An 18,997-nucleotide genomic window follows, 5' to 3' on the forward strand; every position below is an offset into this window, starting at 1 on the left:
TCGGAGACGGGCCCCGACCGCTCGCGGTCGGGGCCCGTCTCCACTCACCGGCCATGCATGTCCGCGAGCGGGTCGTTCTCATCGCCCGCGATACATCCGCAGCTGCATGCGCTTCGGAGGCTCAGGAGCGTCGCGGATGACCGCACGGACGGCGGCCAACCTCGGGTCGTGGCGATCGGCGGCGAGTCCGAGGGTCGACTGCTCCCAGGGCAGCAGGACGTGCTCGAGGAGCATCAGGGCGCGCTCGGCCCAGAACCGCAGCGCGGGGTGGATCCATCCGGAGATCTTGAACTGTCCGCACGCGGCCGCGACGTAGAGGTGGATCTCGCTGTGGAGGTATCCCCGATGACTCTCGTCGGCGTCGAGCCACGCCCCGATCTCCTCCGCGGAGCTGTCCCAGATCCGTTCCGGAACCAGCTCGCCATCGGCGATCACGGTCGCCACGCAGCCCGGCACGTGCGCGTCGCTCCCTCCCCGGCCGAAGTGTTCGTGCAAAGCGCTGAGCATGTCGTGTCCGGCGTCGCTGCCGAAGGGGGCGCGGGGATCGTCCTCGCTCCAGAACCACGCGGGGGCGGCGGCGACGTAGCCGGGATGACTGGTCGATGGCGAGAGTCCCTCGTCCGCACGGTCGAGGTACGGGACGCGCGTCGATCTCGCCATGGGGTCTCCTGCTCTCTCTCGCCGCTGTCAGCCAATCTACCCGGGGGCGGTCCGGGTGCCCGCGGCGCACGGGGGACGGCGGCGATACCCGGGCGCGTCGCTGCTGCGACGCATAGAATCGGGGGATGAGTCTGCTCGCTTCGATCACCGGTCCGCGCGATCTGGATGGTCTCTCGCCGGCGCAGCTCGAGCAGCTCGCGCAGGAGGTCCGCGACTTCCTGGTGGAGAACGTCTCGCGCACCGGCGGCCACCTCGGGCCGAACCTCGGCGTCGTGGAGCTGACGATCGCGCTGCACCGGGTCTTCGACTCCCCGAACGACCCGTTCGTCTTCGACACCGGTCACCAGTCGTACGTCCACAAGCTCCTGACCGGGCGTCAGGACTTCCGCGGGCTGCGCTCGCGGGGCGGGCTCGCCGGGTATCCGCAGCGCTCCGAGAGCCCGCACGACGTCGTGGAGTCCTCCCACGCGTCGAGCTCGCTGAGCTGGGCCGACGGCATCTCGCGCGCGCTCACGCGCACGGGGCGCACGGACCGTCACGTCGTCGCCGTCGTCGGAGACGGTGCGCTCACGGGCGGCATGACGTGGGAGGCGCTCAACAACATCTCCGACGACAACGACCGCAACCTCGTCATCATCGTCAACGACAACGGCCGCTCCTATGCGCCGACGATCGGCGGGATGGCGCGCTACCTCAACCGGGTACGCACGACGGAGCAGTACGAGAACCTGCGGCGCGGATCGGACACGTTCTTCCGCCGCCTGGGGCCGGTCGGCCGCGCGGTGTACCGCGGTGTGCGGGGAGGGACGCACGGGTTCCTGTCGCGGTTCTCGAACAACGCGGCGCTGTACTCGAACCTGGACATCAAGTACCTCGGGCCGGTCGACGGGCACGACCTCGCCGTCCTGGAGGAGACGCTGCAGCTCGCCAAGGCCTACCGCTCACCGGTCATCGTCCACGTCATCACGGAAAAGGGACGCGGCTACGAGCCGGCGCGCAACGACGAGGCCGACCAGTTCCACGCCGTCGGGAAGATCGATCCGGCCACGGGCGAGCCCCTCGGATCCTCGGACGCGGTCGCGTGGACGGACGCCTTCTCGGACGCACTCGTCTCGGCCGGAGAGCGCCGCGACGACGTGATCGCCATCACCGCGGCGATGCTGCGCCCGACCGGGCTCCAGCCCTTCGCGCAGCGGTTCCCCGACCGCGTCTACGACGTCGGGATCGCCGAGCAGCACGCGGTCGCCTCCGCCGCCGGGCTCGCGTTCGGCGGCCTGCATCCGGTCGTCGCGATCTACGCGACGTTCATGAACCGCGCCTTCGACCAGGTGCTCATGGACGTGGCACTGCACCGGGCGGGCGTCACCTTCGTGCTCGACCGCTCCGGCGTCACGGGACCCGACGGCCCCAGTCATCACGGCGTGTGGGATCTCGCGATGCTGCAGCTCGTGCCCGGCATCCGCATCGCCGTCCCGCGCGACGAGTCGCGACTGCGGGAGGAGTTCGACGAGGCCATCGAGGTCGACGACGCGCCGACGGTCATCCGATTCCCCAAGGGCGCGGTCTCGCCGGACATCCCCGCCCTCGAACGCCGCCCGGACGGCACCGACGTCCTGTGGCGACAGGGTGCCGAAGACGTGCTCCTGGTGGGCATCGGGCCGATGGCTGAGCTCGCCCTCTCCGTGGCGGAGCGGTTGCGTGCGCAGGGGATCGGTGCGACCGTCATCGACCCGCGCTGGGTGGTGCCCGTCCAGCGCAGCGTCGTGGAGCTCGCCGCGACGCACCGGCTGGTGATCACGATCGAGGACGGCATCAGGGTCGGCGGAGTCGGCACACGGGTGCGTCAGGTCCTGCGGGAGAACGGCGTGGACACGGCGGTCGACGAGCTCGGGCTGCCCGACGAGTTCATCGACCACGCGTCGCGGGAGCAGATCCTCGAGGACGCCGGCCTCACCCCGGCACGCATCGCCCAGGACGTCGTCGCACAGGTCCTCGGAACGCGCATCCCGGTCGCCCGGCCCTCCGCCGACACCGGCGCGATCTGGACCGTCGGCGAGGGTCAGGAGCACGCCGAGCGCGGAGACCACCTGTCCTGACCGTCCTACCCGGCGCCGACGCGGGTCTGCGACGGCGTGGAACGATGGAGGCATGAGCACCGCGAACCTGACCCGCACCGAGACCGCGGCCCGCGCCGCCGGCATCCGCATCGACACCGTCGACGTCGAGGTGGATCTCCGCGGTGCAGCGACGGATGACCGGAGCTTCCCCACCTCGTCGACGTTCACGCTGCGCTGCGCGGTCGAGGAGACCTGGGTGGACTTCATCGGTGAGTCGGTCGAGGCCGTTCTCGTCGACGGTGAGGCCCGTCCGGTCGACTGGGACGGCGCGCGCATCCGCGTGACCGGGCTGACCCCCGACCAGGAACGGGCGAGCACCGTGACGGTGCGCGGACGCGGGCTGTACAGCACCTCCGGCGAGGGGCTCCACCGGTTCCGCGACCCCGTCGACGGATCCACCTATCTCTACACGCAGTACGAGCCGGCCGACTGCCGGCGCGTGTACCCGTGCTTCGAGCAGCCCGACCTGAAGGCGCGCTGGCGATTCGTCGTCGCGGCGCCGGACGGATGGCAGGTGCTGTCCAACGGGGCGGAGACCGAGCGGGAGCCCGTCGACGGGGGAGTGCTCGTCCGCTTCGCCGAGACACCGCCGTTGTCGAGCTACGTGACCGCGGTCGCGGCCGGCCCCTATCATCGCGTCGAGGGCGTCTACTCGGGCGCGCACGGCACGATCCCGCTCGGTGTGCTCTGCCGTGCTTCCCTGGCACCGCACCTCGACGCGGACGAGATCCTCGACGTGACGCGGCGGGGTCTCGCGTTCTTCGAGGAGGCCTTCGCCTTCCCCTATCCGTGGGGCACGTACGACCAGATCTTCGTGCCCGAGTACAACCTCGGCGCGATGGAGAACCCCGGGCTCGTGACCTTCACGGAGCGGTACGTGTTCCGAGGGGCGTCGACGGTCGCCCAGCACGAAGGGCGGGCGAACACGATCCTGCACGAGATGGCGCACATGTGGTTCGGCGACCTGGTCACGATGCGCTGGTGGGACGATCTGTGGCTCAAGGAGTCGTTCGCCGACTACATGGGCGCGCACGCCGCGGTCGCCGCCGGCGGGTTCCCCGATGCGTGGGTGACCTTCGCCAGCCGCCGCAAGGGGTGGGCGTACGCGCAGGACCAGCTTCCGACGACGCATCCGATCGTCGCCGACATCCCCGATCTCGAAGCGGCCAAGCTCAACTTCGACGGGATCACGTACGCGAAGGGTGCCGCGGTGCTCAAGCAGCTCGTGGCCTTCGTGGGCGAGGACGCCTTCTTCCGCGGCGCGCGGCGCTACTTCGCCGACCATGCGTACGGCAACACCGTACTGCCCGACCTGCTCGCGGCTCTCGAGGCGGCATCGGGGCGCGACCTCGGGGCGTGGAGCGACGCGTGGCTGCGGACGACGGGCGTGTCCGAGATGCGCGTCGAGCGTGATGCGGCGGGCGGCGGCGTCGTCGTGCGCGACGCACCGCGGCCGGACCGCATCGCCGTCGGCTTCTTCTCCTCTGCCGCCGGACGGCTGGAACCTCGCGGCATCGCGGAGGTCGACGGTGCGGGCTCGGTCCTGGCGCTGCCGGAGCCGCTGCCGCAGGGGGTGGACCTCGTGCTGCCCAACGTGGACGACCGCACGTACGCGAAGATCCGTCTGGATGAGGTCTCCCTCGACGCGGTCTCCGCGGGGCTGTCGACGATCGAGGACGCGGTCTCGCGCGCCGTCGTATGGGCCTCGCTGTGGAACGCGACGCGTGACGGTGCGCTCCCCGTCGAGCGCTACCTCGACATGGTCGTCCGTCATGCGCCGGCCGAGACGAACGCGGCGCTGCTGGGGGATGCCCTCGCCCACGCGGACGGAGCGATCGCCCACTACGCGGCCGTCGCCGCCCGTCCCGTGCTCGCGCGTCGCTGGCTGGACGCCGCGTGGTCGGCCCTGCACGGCGCAGCCCCCGCCTCCGACGCCCAGCTCGCGTGGGCGAGGGCCCTCGGCGCCGCGGCGATGCGCGACGATGCCTACAGTGCACCGCTGCGCGGCATCCTCCGGGGCGAGATCCCCGCTCCGGAAGGTCTGGCCCTCGACCCGGAGCTGCGCTGGAGCTGGCTGACCGCGTTGTCGGCGACCGGCCACGCCGCCGCCGAAGACGCGGACGCGGAGCTCGCCCGCGATCCCTCGGCGCACGGCGAGACAGCCCGCATCACCGTGCTCGCCGCGCGCCCCGAGCCCGACGTTCGTGCGGAGGCGTGGACGGCGGCGTGGGACGATCGCACGCTGTCCAACGATCACCTCGACGCGGTGATCGCCGGTGTCGGCGCCGGCGGCCGGCGCGACCTGATCGCCGCGTTCGACGACGACTACTTCGTGCGCATCCGTCCCGCGTGGAGCGAGCGGAGCATCGAGATCGCGCGACGTCTCGTGATCGGGCTGTTCCCGGCATCCGAGTCGCTCGCGCCGGTGGATGCCTGGCTGGACGCCGAGACGGATGCCCCCGCAGCGCTCCGGCGTCTCGTCCTGGAGCAGCGCGACGGGCTGGCCCGCGATCTGCGTGTGCGGGCCGCGCAGCCTCCGCTCTGACGCGACGGTCCGCCGCGAACCCGCCGCGCTGCGTACGGATCAGGAGCGGACGTCGCCCATCAGCGCGAGGAGGTCCGCCATCGGGCGGCGCAGCAGGGGAAGGCGCGTGAGCGGCAGCCCGATCTTCAGCAGGGACAGGCCGCGGCTGAGGAGGGTGCGGGTCCGCTTCTGGCGAGGCGAGTCGTCGTAGGCCCAGTAGAGCGCGAGAAGCAGGTGCGCGACGAACAGGACGCGCGGGAGCTCGGCGGCGATGCGGTCGGGCAGGGAGGCCCGCGCACCCTCGACGGCCTCGGCGAACAGGGCCTCGGTGATGCCACGGGCGGGCGAGGACTCGACCGAGAGGGGGTTGATCGGCGAGTTCGGCGCGAGTGCCGCCGACACGAACTCCGCGGCGTGGGCGTGGTACGGCTGCAGTTGGTCGAGACCGGTCGAGTAGACGATCTTCAGTCGCGCGACGAGATCCGTCTCGTCCTGGAGGAGTGGCTCGGCGGCGGCGCGGTGACGCTCCTGCACGTCGAGGTAGAGCTCCTGGACGAGGTCGACCTTGGAGGCGAAGTGGTAGTTCGTCGTTCCGACCGACACGCCCGCCTCGGTGGCGAGGAGCCGCATCGTCGTCGCGTCGTAACCCCGCGTGCGGAACGACTCCAGGGCGAGTTCGCGCAGGTGGGTGCGCGTGCGTTCGCTCTTGCTCGTGGGATCGATGTCGGTGTCGTTCTCGGTGTCGGTCGGCGTGTCGGACTCTGAACTGGACATGTTCAAAACGCTATCACCGACCCCCGCCTCGCCGACCCCCGCACCGCGAGACCGCGCAGATGTTCACTTTCACCGAGGTGAGCGTGACATCTGCGCGGTCTCGTGAGATGGATGTGCGGCGGCTCAGGCGCCGATCCCGCGGATCGGCGGGTGGTGGAAGGTGTCGCCGAAGGTCTGCTCCGAGGCGCCCTCGCGATCGAGGTACGGCGATGCCCCGCCGTCGATGAAGGGCCAGCCCGCACCGAGGATGAGGCACAGGTCGATGTCCTCGACCTCGGGCACGACGCCCTCGTCGAGCATCAGCCTGATCTCCTGCGCCAGCCCATCCTGCACGCGGCGCAGGATCGTGTCGGCGGATGCCGGGGACGAGCCGACCTGACCCTTGAGCGCCTTCTCGGCGGCCTTGGTGAACCCGGTCACGCGACCGCCCTTGTCCTTCTCGACGACCTGCGGGAGCTCCGCGAGGGCGTGGAAGTTCTCGTTGGCGTAGAAGCGATCGGGGAAGGCGTGCACCATCGTGTCCTGGACGTGTGCGGCGACCTTCCAGCCGACGAGGTCGATCAGCTGGAAGGGACCCATCGGCAGGCCGAGCGGACCGAATGCCTTCTCGACGTCCGCGACGGGCGTCCCCTCGTAGACCGCCCGAGCGGCTTCGCCCATCACCTTGGCCAGCAGGCGGTTGACGACGAACCCGGGCGCGTCCGCGGTCAGCACCGCGTTCTTGCCGAGGCCCTTCGCGACCACGAAGGCGGTCGACAGCGCCGCATCCGTCGTGTGATCCGTCCTCACGATCTCGATGAGCGGCATGACGGCCACCGGGTTGAAGAAGTGGAACCCGACGAGACGCTCGGGATGGGCGAGCTTCGATCCGATCTCCGCGACCGACAGCGACGACGTGTTGGTCGCGAGGATGGCGTCCTCGGAGACGATCTGCTCGATCTCGCCGAACACGGCCTGCTTGACGCCGACCTCCTCGAACACCGCCTCGATGACGAAGTCACAATCGGCGTACAGGCTCTTGTCCGTCGTCCCCGTCACGAGAGCGCGCAGCCTGTTCGCGCTGTCGGCGTCGAGCCGGCCCTTCGCCTCGAGGGCGCCGATCTCGTCGTGGATGTACGCGACGCCCTTGTCGACGCGCGCCTGGTCGAGGTCGGTGATGAGCACCGGAACCTGGAGTTTCCGGACGAACAGGAGGGCGAACTGGCTCGCCATGAGACCGGCGCCGATGATGCCGACCTTGGTCACCTTCTTGGCGAGCGCCTTGTCGGGGGCGCCGACGGGCCGCTTCGCGCGCTTCTGCACGAGGTCGAAGGCGTACATCGATGCGGCGAACTGATCGCCGGTCACGAGGTCGGCGAGGGCCTCGTCCTCGCGTGCGAACCCCTCCTCCTTCGTCCCGCCGCGTGCCTTGTCCAGCAGATCGAGGGCGACGTAGGGGGAGCGCGGGATCGTTCCGATCTTCGACTCAAGCATGCCCCGCGCCATCTTGACGGCGACGGGCCACTTGATGGTGCGCTCGATCTTGCCCGGGACGTTCTTGCGCTCCACCTTCACGGCGCCGGACAGGACGCCGTCGGCCCACGCGAGGGAGCGCTCCAGGAAGGTCGCCGCCGGGAAGATCACGTCCATGATGCCGAGGTCGAACGCCTGCTGGGGCTTGAGCATCCGGTTCTGCTTCAGCGGGTTGGAGATCACGACCTCGAGCGCGTTCTCGATCCCGATGAGGTTCGGCAGCAGATACGCACCGCCCCATCCGGGGATGATGCCGAGGAACACCTCGGGCAGCGCGATCGCCGCGGCGGACGCGTCGACGGTGCGGTAGTCGGAGTTCAGGGCGATCTCCAGTCCGCCGCCGAGGGCGAGCCCGTTGACGAAGGCGAAGCTGGGCACGCCGAGCGATCCGAGCTTGCCGAACACCTTGTGGCCGAGCTGTGCGACCAGGCGCGCGTTGTCCTTCGACCCGACACGGGTGATGTCCGACAGATCCGCGCCGGCGGCGAGGATGTACTGCTTGCCGGTGATGCCGACCGCATGGATCTCGCCGGCGGAGGCACGCCGCGCGAGGTCGTCGAGGGTCTCGCCGAGCGCCGTCATCGTGGCGGGCCCCAGCGTGTTCGGCCGCGTGTGGTCGCGTCCGTTGTCGAGCGTGATCAGCGCGAGGATGCGCCCCGAGGGGAGGGTGACGTCGCGCACGCGTGCGTGGGTGATCACCTCGCCGTCGGTGAGGGCGGTCAGCGGGGAGAAGTCGATCTCGTCGTAGTTCGTCATGGCGCCGCCTCTCACTTCTTCTTCTTGCCGTCGTAGTGGGGGTTCTCCCAGATGACCGATCCGCCCTGTCCGAGTCCCACGCACATGGCCGTGAGCCCGTAGCGCACGTCGGGGCGCTCCTTGAACTGGGCGGCGAGCTGGATCATGAGGCGGACGCCGGATGCGGCCAGGGGGTGGCCGAGCGCGATGGCTCCTCCCCACTGATTGACGCGAGGGTCGTCGTCGGCGATGCCGAAGTGGTCGAGGAGCGACAGCACCTGGACGGCGAACGCCTCGTTGAGCTCGAACAGGCCGATGTCGCCGATGGTCAGGCCGGCCTTCGTGAGCGCCTTCTCGGTGGAGGGGATGGGGCCGATGCCCATGATCTCGGGCTGCACGCCCGCGAACGCGAACGAGACCATCCGCATCTTGGGGGAAAGTCCCAGCTCGCGGACCGCCGAGCGCCCGGCCAGGAGCGAGATCGTCGCCCCGTCGGTGAGCGGCGACGAGGTGCCGGCGGTCACGCGGCCGTGCGGGCGGAACGGGGTCTTCAGCGCGGCGAGGTCGTCCATCGTGGTCTGCGGGCGGCGGCCCTCGTCCTCGGTCGCGAGGCCCCAACCGCCCTCGGCGTCCTTGATCGCGACGGGGACGAGGTCCGGCTGGAACCGGCCCGCGTCGTACGCGGCCTGGGCTTTGTGCTGGCTCAGCATGCCGAAGCGGTCGCTGCGCTCCTTGGTCAGCTGCGGGAAGCGGTCGAAGATGCGCTCGGCGGTCACGCCCATGTTGAGGGCGCCCGGGTCCACCATCCGCTCGGCGACGAACCGGGGGTTGGGGTCGGCGTTCCCTCCGATCGGATAGTGGCCCATGTGCTCCACGCCGCCGGCGAGCGCGATGTCGTACATGCCGCTGCCGATCGAGGCGCCCATCATCGCGACGCTCGTCATCGCGCCCGCGCACATGCGGTCGATCGCGAAGCCGGGCACGGTCTGGGGAAGCCCGGCGAGGATCGCGACCGAACGGCCCAGGGTCAGGCCCTGCTCGCCGGTCTGGCTGGTCGCGGCGATCGCGACGTCGTCGACACGGTCGGCCGGGACGCCGGGGTTGCGTTCCATGAGACCGATGGTCGCCTTGACGGCGAGATCATCGGCGCGGGTGTTCCAGTACATGCCCTTCTCGCCCGCGCGACCGAACGGGGTGCGCACGCCGTCGATGAAGTAGACATCCGAGATCTCGGCCACACTGCCTCCAGAGCTCCAGTGATTATGGGATTGAGTACAGCGTAACGTGAGACTGAGTCTCGCGGGACCGATTGGCTCGATCCTACGAGGCGTCGGACGACGCGTCCCGATCCTCCTGCACGGATCCGACAAACGCCTCGGCGATCCCCGGCGCGGCGATCTCGATCTGCCACGGTCGAGCCCCGTGCGCGGCGAGGGCTTCGCCGACGGATGCGGCGTCGATCTCGGCGGGCGGGGCCCAGGCGACTCGGCGGAGCGTGTCGGGCGTCAGGAGGTTCTCGATCGGCATGTGCAGCTCGCCCGCGAGGTGTTCGACGACGGGGCGCGATGCCTTCAGCCGTGCGTCGGCGGCGGGATTGCGATCGGCCCACGCGCGCACGGGCGGCATCCCGTCGCCCGGCACCCGTTCGACGGGCAGCGCCGGATCGTTGCGGCCCGCCTCGATGGCGGCCCACCAGCGGTCGAGCTGAGTGCGGCTGGCGCGGCCGGTGAACTCCCGCACCCGCGACAGATCCTGCTTGCTCGCCGGATTGGCCAGCACCGCGGCCACCAGCGATCGATCGGGCACCAGGCGACCGGGCGCGATGTCCTGCTCCCGGGCGTAGTCCTCCCGCGCCTGCCAGAGCGACCGGGCGATCGCCAGCGCCCGGCGGCCGCGGACGGTGTGCAGCCCGCTCAAGCGACGCCACGGCTCTTCGCGCGGCGGCTTGTCGGGGCGCGTGCGCACGGTCTCGAACTCCTGCGCGGCGTACTCCGACTTGCCCTGCTCGGCGAGCTCCCGCACGAGGACCTCGTACACGTCGACGAGGTGGAGGACGTCGAGCGCCGCGTACTCCAGCCACGGTTGGGGCAGGGGGCGGGTGGACCAGTCGGCCGCCGAGTGCGCCTTGGCGAGGGTGATCCCGAGCGCGTCCTCGACCACGGCGCCGAGTCCGACGCGCTCGTGGCCGAGCAGCCGCGCCGCGAGCTCGGTGTCGAAGAACGAGGGCGGCTCGAGGTGGAGCTCCCGCAGTGAGGGAAGGTCCTGGCTCGCCGCGTGCAGGATCCACTCCTCGTCACCGATCGCCGCCTGGAGCGCGCTCATGTCGCCGATCGCCGGCGGGTCGAAGAGGAACACCCCGGCGTCGCGCCGGAAGACCTGCACCAGATAGGCGCGCTGCGAATAGCGGAAGCCGGAGGCGCGCTCCACGTCCACGGCGACCGGTCCGGAGCCCGCGGCGAGAGTACGGGCGGCGTCCTCGAGCCCTTCGATATCCGCGACGACGACGTACTCAGCCACGCGACTTCCTCTGAGCTCCGAACACGGCGATTCCTTCCGACCCCGGCGGCAGTCCCGCCAGCATGCATACCAATTCTGCCCACGCGTCGAGATGGGCGGTGAGCGAGCCCTCGGGGGACCACGACGCGCGCAGCTCTATCTGTGCGCCGTCGCCGTCGCCGGCGAGGCTACCGAAGCCCTTGGAGAGCGTCTTCGTGGCAGTGCCCGACGCGGAGTGGAACGCGGCGCCGCGCGCCTCGAGCGCGTCGAGCAGCCACGACCACGCTACATCGGCGAGGAGCGGATCCGTGCCGATCTCCGGTTCCAGCGGCGCCTGCGCGAAGCACACGATCCGCCACGCGCCGTCCCATGCGTCCGGCTCCGAGGGGTCGTGCAAGAGGATGAGCCGGCCCGTGCCGTAGTCGGACGACGCTCCGTCGGCGTCCGGGCGCACGTCGCCTGCCACGGCGAAGGCTTCCGGCGCCAGGGATCCCGGAGCCGGGATCTCGCGCACCGTGAAATCGGAGCGGAACGTCATCGCGCGCAGCGTATCGGAGACCTCGGCGAACGTCGGGGGTCCGGCCGGGGGACGGGGTGCATCCACGTCGTCAGACTAGGATGTGGGGACGATGAAGGCATCCAGGCGCGCCGCCGTCGGCGACTCACGAATCGGCTCCGCGGCGGTGCTCCGCGCGGTCATCCTGGCGCTCGCGTCCGCCTTGTTCGCCGTCACTGCGGGGTTGGCGATCCTGACCCTCCGCGTCGCGCGCCGTGTCGTCATGCCCGCCGCGCGCGCAGCCGACACCCGCATCCTCGACGTCGATGTCGCGGCCCAGACGATCACTCTCGCGCGGACCCCGGACACGTCGTTGCCCGGTCGGTACGGCCTGTTCACGACGGGGGCGACGGACTACGTCAAGATCGGCTCCGTCCTGTCCAGCGATGCCGTCAGCGTGAAGCGGAAGCTCCTCACCGAGGTCGGCGGCGACATGCACCTGGCGGCGGAGGCGGCCTTCAGCGGCTGGTACTTCCCCCGTCCGGAGGAGCTGCATCTGCCCTTCACCCGTGAGGTCGTGCACGCGGCCATCGGGCCCTGCCCGGCATGGCTGTTCCCCGTCGACCCGGACGCGGCCGCCAGCGGGACGTGGGTCATCCAGATCCACGGGCGCGGCACGACGCGCGCGGAGTGCCTGCGGGCGGTCCCGGTGTTCCACGCGCTCGGGATCACGTCGCTCGTCGTGGCGTACCGCAACGACGGCGACGCCCCGCGGACCCGGACCGGCAGCTACGCCCTCGGCGCCACGGAATGGCGCGATGTGGACGCGGCGATCGGCTGGGCCCTGCGGCACGGCGCGGAGCGCGTCCTGCTGATGGGATGGTCGATGGGCGGCGCGATCGCCCTGCAGGTCGCGCTGGGCTCGGCGCACCGCGAGCGCATCGCAGGCCTCGTCCTCGAGTCGCCGGTCGTCGACTGGCGGACCGTGCTCACCTACCAGGGGCGGGCGCTGGGTCTGCCGGCGCCGGTCACGGGGCTCGCCATCGAGACGCTGCGCGCCGACTGGACGGCACCGGCGACGCGGTCCGGCGGCGGCATCCCGTTCGACCGACTGGATCTCGTGGCGCGCGCGGGGGAGCTGCGCCATCCCGTCCTCATCCTCCACAGCGACGACGACGGCTTCGTGCCGTCCACGGCGTCGCATCGCCTCGCCGAGGCCCGCCCCGACCTCGTCGAGCTGCAGGTGTTCACGACCGCGCGGCACACGAAGCTGTGGAACTACGACCAGGAGCGCTGGACCCACGCGATCCGTGACTGGGTGCGCCGACTCGACCTCGCGCCCGCCGAGGAGGCTGCTCCGTGACATCCGTCGTGCACCTGACCGAGCGCTCCCCGCAGGTCTCCGGGGCGGAGATGGTCGCCGCACTCGTCCCGCCGCCGCAGTTCGACGGAGCGACGTTCGACACGTACCGGGCCGACCCCGCCTATCCCTCGCAGCAGGAGGCGAAGGACTTCCTCATCACCTTCAGCAGGGGAGGGGCGCCCGCTGAGCGCGGCGGCCTGTTCCGCCGGGCGAAGAAGGCGCCGGAGATGAAGCCCGGCGTCTACCTCGACGGCGGGTTCGGCGTCGGAAAGACCCACCTGCTCGCGTCGATCTACCACGCGATGCCCGCACGCCGGAAGTACTTCGGCTCGTTCATCGAGTACACCGCGCTCGTCGGCGCGCTGGGCTATCAGAAGACGGTCGAGCTCTTCCGCGGCGCGGACCTCCTGTGCATCGACGAGTTCGAGCTGGACGACCCGGGCGACACGATGGTCATGACCCGCCTGATCGGTGAGCTCGTGCCGACCGGGACGCGCCTGGCCGCGACCTCCAACACGCCGCCGAACGCGCTCGGCGAAGGCCGGTTCGCGGCTCAGGACTTCCTGCGCGAGATCCACGCGATGGCGGCGAGCTTCCAGACGCTGCGCATCGACGGCACGGACTACCGGCAGCGCGCCATCGACGGTCACGCGATCGCCCTCGACGAGGCGGCGTACGCCGAGGCTCTGACGGATGCCGCGGCGCGCGGGACGACGTCCGATGACGCCTTCGCCGCGCTCATCGCACATCTCGCGGCGGTGCATCCGTCGCGGTACATCCGCCTCATCGACGGCGTGCAGACGATCGGCCTGCGCGATGTCGCCACCCTCGACGACCAGTCCGCCGCGCTGCGCTTCGTCGCGTTCGTCGATCGGGCGTACGACGCGCAGATCCCGGTGCGCGCCACCGGCGCGCCGCTGGACGCCGTGTTCGCGCCCGAGATGCTCGCGGGCGGATATCGCAAGAAGTACCTGCGTGCGATCTCGCGTCTGAACGCGCTGACGCACTCCTGACGGGGCGAGGTGCCCGCGCCGGCCGTCCGCGAAACGTGATGTTCACATACGCGCCGGGTATGTAACGGCCCCGAAACACGACACGCATGTCGCAGGAAACCGCGCGTGGTCACACTGGGGATCGCCCGGACCGCTGCGACCCGAAACGCTGCAGGGGAGGGGTAACTGAGTCACACAACCCTGAATGAGGACCTTCATGGACAGCGGAAACCTCGCGTGGTCTGTCGCCGCGGCAGCCCTCGTACTCTTTATGACGCCGGGCGTGGCGTTCTTCTACGGCGGCCTCGTCAAGGCGAAGAGCGTCGTCAGCATGATGATGCTGAGCTTCGGTGCGATGGGCCTGGTCGGCGTGCTCTGGATCCTGTACGGGTTCAACATGGCCGCGATCGGTGACAGCCCCTCCTTCCTCGCCGGAAACCCCTTCTCCGACTTCGGTCTGGCCGCCGCCGACAGTGACACGCTCGTGTCGGCCACGTACGGCGCGACCTTCGCGATCATCACCGTCGCGCTGATCTCGGGCGCCATCGCCGACCGCGCGAAGTTCGGCTCGTGGATGATCTTCACGGGCATCTGGGCGACCCTCGTCTACTTCCCCGTCGCCGCCTGGGTCTGGGGCGGTGGCTGGATCATGAAGCTCGGCGAGTCGCTCGGCTTCGACGGCGTGTCCGTCATCGACTACGCCGGTGGTACCGCGGTGCACATCAACGCCGGTGCAGCCGCTCTGGCTCTGGCCCTGGTGCTGGGCAAGCGCGTCGGCTTCCAGAAGGGCATCCACAAGCCGCACAACGTGCCGCTGGTGATGCTCGGCGCCGCGATCCTGTGGTTCGGCTGGTTCGGCTTCAACGCCGGCGCCGAGGGCACCGCCGGACTGCTCGGCACTCCCGACTCGCACGTCGGACTCATCATCATCAACACGCTCGGCGCGACGGCTGCGGCCATCATCGGCTGGGTCGTGGTCGAGAAGTTCAAGGACGGCAAGTCGACCTCCGTCGGAGCCGCCTCGGGCGCCGTCGCCGGTCTGGTCGCCATCACGCCGTCCTGCGCGAACCTCGCTCCGGGCTGGGCGCTCCTGCTCGGCGTCATCGCCGGTGCCGTCTGCGCGCTGTCGATCGAGCTCAAGTGGAAGCTCGGCTACGACGACTCGCTCGACGTGGTCGGCGTCCACCTCGTCGGCGGCCTCATCGGAACGCTGTACCTCGGCTTCTTCGCGACCGACACCGGCCTGTTCGTCGGCGGCGGCATCGAGCAGCTCGTGGTTCAGGCGATCGCCGCCTTCGCGGTCCTGATCTTCTCGTTCGTCGTCGCCTACGTCCTCGGTCTGATCATCGAGAAGACGATCGGCTTCCGCGTCAAGAACGAGGACGAGATCGCCGGCATCGACACCGTCGTCCACGGTGAAGAGGGCTACGCGCTCGTCGACTGATCATCGCCATGCGAAGGGCGTCGGGCTCCGGTCCGGCGCCCTTCGCCGTGCGTCCGTCGCGGCCGTGCCCGGTAGGCTGGCGCGATGGCGGCACCCGGACAGCGTGGACGTGTCTACGGCTTCATCAGACGGATCGTCACGGCACTCGCGGGCTCTCCTGCGTCGGTGGAGAAGCGGTCGACGGCGGGACACCGGCAGTCGTCGGCTCCTGCGGGACACACGGACGCCGCGACCCCCGGTCGCTCCGGCGAGACGGCGACGCGCGAGATCGCCGCACCGGGTCGGACCGGCCTGCGCATCGCCTACGCACCGCAGCGGGACGGAGATCCCGACGCGGGCGAGGTCGTGTGGACCTGGGTTCCGTATGCCGAGAACGACGGCCGCGGCAAGGACCGGCCCGTCCTGGTCATCGGGCGGCAGAGCGAGGACCGTGTGTTCGCGGTGCGTCTGACCAGCAAAGCGCACGACGGAGATCGCGACTTCCTCGCGATCGGACCCGGCGCGTGGGATTCACGGGGCAGGCCGTCCTGGATCGACGTCGACCAGCTGTACAGCGTGCATCGCCGAGGGATGCGCCGGGAGGCGGCCGTCCTCGATCGGGCCCGCTTCGTATCGGTGGCCGAGGCGCTGCAGCGCCGGTACGGGTGGGTCAGCGAGCTGTAGGCGGCCCTCGGATCACTCGGAGGCGGCCCGCTGGACGACGGGCGCGAAGATGATGATCGCCGCGCCCGCGAGGGCGACGCCCGATCCCACGTAGTCCCAGAACGTCGCCCGCGGTGACGCGTGGGACTTCGTGTCGTTCGGCGACATCTTCGAGTGACGACGCGCGCGGCCGCGCACGCTCGGATCGATCGGCCGACGACAGGGGCCCGGCATCCGCGATACTCGCGTGATTCCGGGCCTCTCTTGGTGGGCGATACCAGACTCGAACTGATGACCTCTTCCGTGTGAAAGAGGGAAACGGCATCCCACCCCATCCCGGCGAGTCCCCGTCTGCCCCGTGAATACGGGCTCCAGGCGGGGACTCGTCCCGTTCCATCCCGGCCTGTTCCGGGGCCTCCCGCGTGTGGATTCCACACACGAATCCACACACCCGCGAGGATGAGCGCATGCCCTACACCGTCCCGTGCACACAGTGCGACCAGCCCATGAGCCTCAGCGTGAAGCCCGACGACCGCCGCCCGAAGCGCGCGCCCGGATGGGACCGCACCGAGTACGACGAATGGCTGTGCCCGAACGGCCACCACCGCGACCTGACGCCGGGGGAGTCGCGCCTGTTCGACTGAGCGCACGAGAGAGGGGCCGAACGTCAACGACCGCCCGGCCCCTCATTTCCCATCCGCTACCCGAGGGGGTGTGGGCGCGGAGGCTTGCAGATCAGTCGCCCAGGCTGATCTTCTGAATCGCGGCCGCGTGCGGGAACGCGAACGACACGCGCATGGTCGCGCGGATCGCCGTGCGGTCGCTGGTGAAGTACGCGGAGCGGTCCACGGCCAGGTCCACGTCGTTCCGGCGCACCAGGATCGCCCGCACCTTCGGGATGCCCCACACGGTGCCCGGCGTCACGGCCGAGGAGACGAACAGCGGCACGCCCTGAATGAGGCGCTTCGACGGCTGGGTGGGGTCCGGGGTCAGGAGCGGGCGCTGGCTGGTCGTGGACTCCTTCAGAGTCGCGAGGATCAGCGCGTCGGCCGGGTTCGCGACGAACGAATCCACCGCCAGGCCGAAGCCCTCCGCGTTCGCGAGCGCGGCGGCGAACGGGTCGAGGTTCGCCCAGTCCGCACCGGCATCCACGGCCGAGACGCCCACCAGGTCCTCCAGGCCCGCGGGCTGGACCGGGCTGGCACCCTTCGAGCCGAAGAACGCCGAGTCGATCTTGCGGGCGATATCCCGCGAGAGGCCGTCCCCGACGATGCCCGCGGCGGCGGGGCTGGTGTCGGCGGCGAGTTCGTTCGTGATGATCGTCAGGCCCGCGATCTTCGCCGGGGTCACGATCACGTCGTCCAGCGTCGGGTCCGACGCGGTGATTTCCGCGCCCTCCGCGACCCACGCGGCCGAAGGGTCCGCGGTGACCAGCGGAATGTGCGTGCGGGTTGCGTTCGTCGGGATGACGGTGGCGACCTGAGCGGCGACCGACTGACGCTCCACGGGGAGCGTGATGAGGGTCGAGATGGCGTCCGGGCTGATGCCCTTCACGTCGTCGGTGGTGGTGAACAGAGTCACGAGAAAGCCCCTTCCAGAGCAGAGAGAAACGATGAGTTCTCGTCTGCCCGCAAGGGGCGTCAGAACGTGCCGCAAGGGCACGCCACCAGTGTACGGCCGTTCAGACACAAGTGCGACATTGGATGCCGCCCCGGCGCGTCAGAATCGAATCTAAGCGCGTGGCCCGGCAGGACGACCAATCACCCCGCCAGGCCACGAAACCCGCTCAGATCGGCGCACAGCGCCGCCCAGCCCTACCGGAGCACGTCCGACCACGACACGGACTGAGGGACGCCCTGAGCGCCGCCGAACGAATCCGGCCCCGACGCCCCCACACGCTGGAACAGGTGCGGGCGCTCCTGCCGCAGAGCGATCAGCGCCTCCGACACCTTCTCCGCGTCCACCAGGCCCGCGTCGTCCAGCACCGACTCCAGCGGCACCAGCGCGGCCACGTCTTTCACCGCCGACTCCACCACGCGGCCGTCCTTCGCCAGCGCCGCGAACCGGTCACCCTGCCACGCCGTCACCCGCTCCGACAGCGCATCCCGCTCCGTCTCGACCTCACGGAGCCGGGACCGCACCGTGGCCTCCGCGCGCCGCTTCTCGCGGAGCATCTCCGCCAGCCGCTCCGCAGGGAGCGCCGCCAGGTCGTCGTCCTTCACATCGTCAGTCATTACAGTGCCCCCTTCAGAGCATCGGTGTTCTCGACCACTTCCGGCCGAGAGATTGTGTTGTCCTGGAACAGCGCCAGAGACAGCGCCGTCACCAGGTCGCCGTGCCCCTCACCGGCACGCCGTTGAACGTCGAACGAATCCCGCCCGGAGTCGCTGATCTTCTGCCGGAACGACACCAGTTCGCGCTCCAGCACCGGCCCCAGCGCCAGCCCGTCCGCGACCCGCAGAGTGCCCTGCTGGAAGGGAACCTGGATCGCCGCGAGAAGGTCAGATTTCGGGACGTGCATGCCGTTCCGCTTCGCCCCCGCCGTGATCGTCACGCCCAGCGGATACGACGCGCCGAACTCCTCCGCCTGCCACGCCTCCACGAACATGTCGAACACCGCCCGGCCCACGCCTGTCCGGTCGATGAACAGCACCGCGTCCCGCATGGCGTCCGCGCGCATCATCGTCGCCACGTCGTCCACGATCACCGGATACGGGGTCCCCAGTTCCCAGCGCCGCAGATGCCGCACATGCCGCTCCTCCCGGATCGACGGGCCCACCAGTTGCGGTGCCCGCCAGAACGCGCCCACGCTCACCAGCGGCGGCAACACCAGCACCCGCTCCACCACCACCAGGGCAGAGAAGTCCTGCCCCTGCCCGAGGTCCAAACCCACCGTGTACGAACTCACGGCAACTCCAATCGCTTCACCAGCGGCGAGAACGCCGCGCGCACCATCTCGGTGCCGAACAGTTGCGAGTCCGTGTCCCCGAACTCGCATTCGTAATCCGACGCGAACGTGAACGACCCCAGAGCCGCCCGAACCTCCGCGATCCTCGCGGGCGTGTACTGAGCCGACTCATACACCGTCACCTTGTGCCGCTCCCACCCGTTCACCGGGTCCTCATGCAGAGGGAGCCTGACCCGGTTTCCCGGACGGTTCTTGTGTGTTGATCATGCCGCGATTTCTGCGGCGGTGTGAAGGGCTTCATAGTCGGCGGGGCTGAGGTTACCGAGGCTGGTGT

General features: G+C 70.2%; 18 protein-coding genes and 1 tRNA gene. 7 read left to right on the top strand and 12 right to left on the bottom strand.

Annotation, left to right across the window (positions count from 1 at the left end; genetic code table 11):
* Positions 1-78: 78 nt before the first annotated feature.
* Entirely contained in the window at positions 79-660 is a 582-nt protein-coding gene (locus WFI00_RS14490; RefSeq protein WP_336633019.1) for a hypothetical protein, read from the bottom strand.
* Between the two features lie 125 nt (positions 661-785).
* On the opposite strand from WFI00_RS14490, the gene dxs reads away from it, so the two are divergent.
* Positions 786-2,756, top strand: a complete 1,971-nt coding sequence (gene dxs, locus WFI00_RS14495; protein ID WP_336633020.1) for a 1-deoxy-D-xylulose-5-phosphate synthase — start codon at positions 786-788, stop codon at positions 2,754-2,756.
* A gap of 52 nt (positions 2,757-2,808) precedes the next feature.
* Positions 2,809-5,322: an aminopeptidase N gene (gene pepN, locus WFI00_RS14500; protein ID WP_336633021.1), complete on the top strand. Its 2,514-nt coding sequence runs from the start codon at positions 2,809-2,811 to the stop codon at positions 5,320-5,322.
* Between the two features lie 39 nt (positions 5,323-5,361).
* Here the strand turns inward: pepN and WFI00_RS14505 are convergent, their stop codons facing one another.
* The 5 genes from WFI00_RS14505 to WFI00_RS14525 all read right to left on the bottom strand — a co-directional run bounded on the left by WFI00_RS14505 (position 5,362) and on the right by WFI00_RS14525 (position 11,422).
* Entirely contained in the window at positions 5,362-6,075 is a 714-nt protein-coding gene (locus WFI00_RS14505) for a TetR family transcriptional regulator (protein WP_336633022.1), read from the bottom strand.
* A 123-nt stretch (positions 6,076-6,198) separates the two neighbouring features.
* Positions 6,199-8,343 (bottom strand): 3-hydroxyacyl-CoA dehydrogenase NAD-binding domain-containing protein, encoded by a 2,145-nt coding sequence (locus tag WFI00_RS14510; RefSeq protein ID WP_336642371.1) that lies wholly within the window; start codon positions 8,341-8,343, stop codon positions 6,199-6,201.
* Positions 8,344-8,354: 11 nt separating this feature from the next.
* Positions 8,355-9,560: a thiolase family protein gene (locus WFI00_RS14515; RefSeq protein WP_336633024.1), complete on the bottom strand. Its 1,206-nt coding sequence runs from the start codon at positions 9,558-9,560 to the stop codon at positions 8,355-8,357.
* An 82-nt stretch (positions 9,561-9,642) separates the two neighbouring features.
* A complete protein-coding gene (locus WFI00_RS14520; RefSeq protein ID WP_336633025.1) occupies positions 9,643-10,839 on the bottom strand; it encodes a ribonuclease D in 1,197 nt (398 codons plus the stop codon).
* The gene (locus WFI00_RS14525; protein ID WP_336633026.1) at positions 10,832-11,422 is read right to left on the bottom strand and encodes a DUF3000 domain-containing protein; all 591 of its coding nucleotides are present in this window, start codon (positions 11,420-11,422) and stop codon (positions 10,832-10,834) included. Before WFI00_RS14525 ends, WFI00_RS14520 begins: the two co-directional genes overlap by 8 nt.
* Positions 11,423-11,447: 25 nt before the next feature.
* Between WFI00_RS14525 and WFI00_RS14530 the strand changes: the two genes are divergently transcribed.
* From WFI00_RS14530 to WFI00_RS14545, 4 genes are all read left to right on the top strand, one after another.
* Positions 11,448-12,677, top strand: a complete 1,230-nt coding sequence (locus WFI00_RS14530) for an alpha/beta hydrolase family protein (RefSeq protein WP_336633027.1) — start codon at positions 11,448-11,450, stop codon at positions 12,675-12,677.
* A 50-nt stretch (positions 12,678-12,727) separates the two neighbouring features.
* Positions 12,728-13,690 (top strand): cell division protein ZapE, encoded by a 963-nt coding sequence (gene zapE, locus WFI00_RS14535; RefSeq protein ID WP_336633041.1) that lies wholly within the window; start codon positions 12,728-12,730, stop codon positions 13,688-13,690.
* Positions 13,691-13,886: 196 nt separating this feature from the next.
* Positions 13,887-15,113 carry an ammonium transporter gene (locus WFI00_RS14540; protein ID WP_336633028.1) on the top strand — a complete coding sequence of 409 codons (1,227 nt, stop codon included), beginning with the start codon at positions 13,887-13,889 and terminating at the stop codon, positions 15,111-15,113.
* A gap of 84 nt (positions 15,114-15,197) precedes the next feature.
* The gene (locus WFI00_RS14545) at positions 15,198-15,776 is read left to right on the top strand and encodes a type II toxin-antitoxin system PemK/MazF family toxin (protein WP_336633029.1); all 579 of its coding nucleotides are present in this window, start codon (positions 15,198-15,200) and stop codon (positions 15,774-15,776) included.
* Positions 15,777-15,788: 12 nt separating this feature from the next.
* Here the strand turns inward: WFI00_RS14545 and WFI00_RS14550 are convergent, their stop codons facing one another.
* A complete protein-coding gene (locus tag WFI00_RS14550; protein WP_336633030.1) occupies positions 15,789-15,923 on the bottom strand; it encodes a hypothetical protein in 135 nt (44 codons plus the stop codon).
* 97 nt (positions 15,924-16,020) lie between these two features.
* Positions 16,021-16,093, bottom strand: a tRNA-OTHER gene (locus WFI00_RS14555).
* A gap of 129 nt (positions 16,094-16,222) precedes the next feature.
* Between WFI00_RS14555 and WFI00_RS14560 the strand changes: the two genes are divergently transcribed.
* Entirely contained in the window at positions 16,223-16,399 is a 177-nt protein-coding gene (locus WFI00_RS14560) for a hypothetical protein (protein ID WP_336633031.1), read from the top strand.
* Positions 16,400-16,490: 91 nt separating this feature from the next.
* Here the strand turns inward: WFI00_RS14560 and WFI00_RS14565 are convergent, their stop codons facing one another.
* The 4 genes from WFI00_RS14565 to WFI00_RS14580 all read right to left on the bottom strand — a co-directional run bounded on the left by WFI00_RS14565 (position 16,491) and on the right by WFI00_RS14580 (position 18,869).
* Positions 16,491-17,336 carry a phage major capsid protein gene (locus tag WFI00_RS14565; RefSeq protein ID WP_336633032.1) on the bottom strand — a complete coding sequence of 282 codons (846 nt, stop codon included), beginning with the start codon at positions 17,334-17,336 and terminating at the stop codon, positions 16,491-16,493.
* A gap of 233 nt (positions 17,337-17,569) precedes the next feature.
* Positions 17,570-17,989: a hypothetical protein gene (locus WFI00_RS14570; protein WP_336633033.1), complete on the bottom strand. Its 420-nt coding sequence runs from the start codon at positions 17,987-17,989 to the stop codon at positions 17,570-17,572.
* Positions 17,989-18,663: a hypothetical protein gene (locus WFI00_RS14575; protein WP_336633034.1), complete on the bottom strand. Its 675-nt coding sequence runs from the start codon at positions 18,661-18,663 to the stop codon at positions 17,989-17,991. The genes WFI00_RS14570 and WFI00_RS14575 overlap by 1 nt, the downstream gene beginning before the upstream one ends.
* A complete protein-coding gene (locus WFI00_RS14580) occupies positions 18,660-18,869 on the bottom strand; it encodes a hypothetical protein (protein WP_336633035.1) in 210 nt (69 codons plus the stop codon). Before WFI00_RS14580 ends, WFI00_RS14575 begins: the two co-directional genes overlap by 4 nt.
* Positions 18,870-18,997: the final 128 nt, after the last annotated feature.

It is taken from the genome of Microbacterium sp. MMO-56 (assembly GCF_037146215.1).
Classification (GTDB): Bacteria; Actinomycetota; Actinomycetes; order Actinomycetales; family Microbacteriaceae; genus Microbacterium.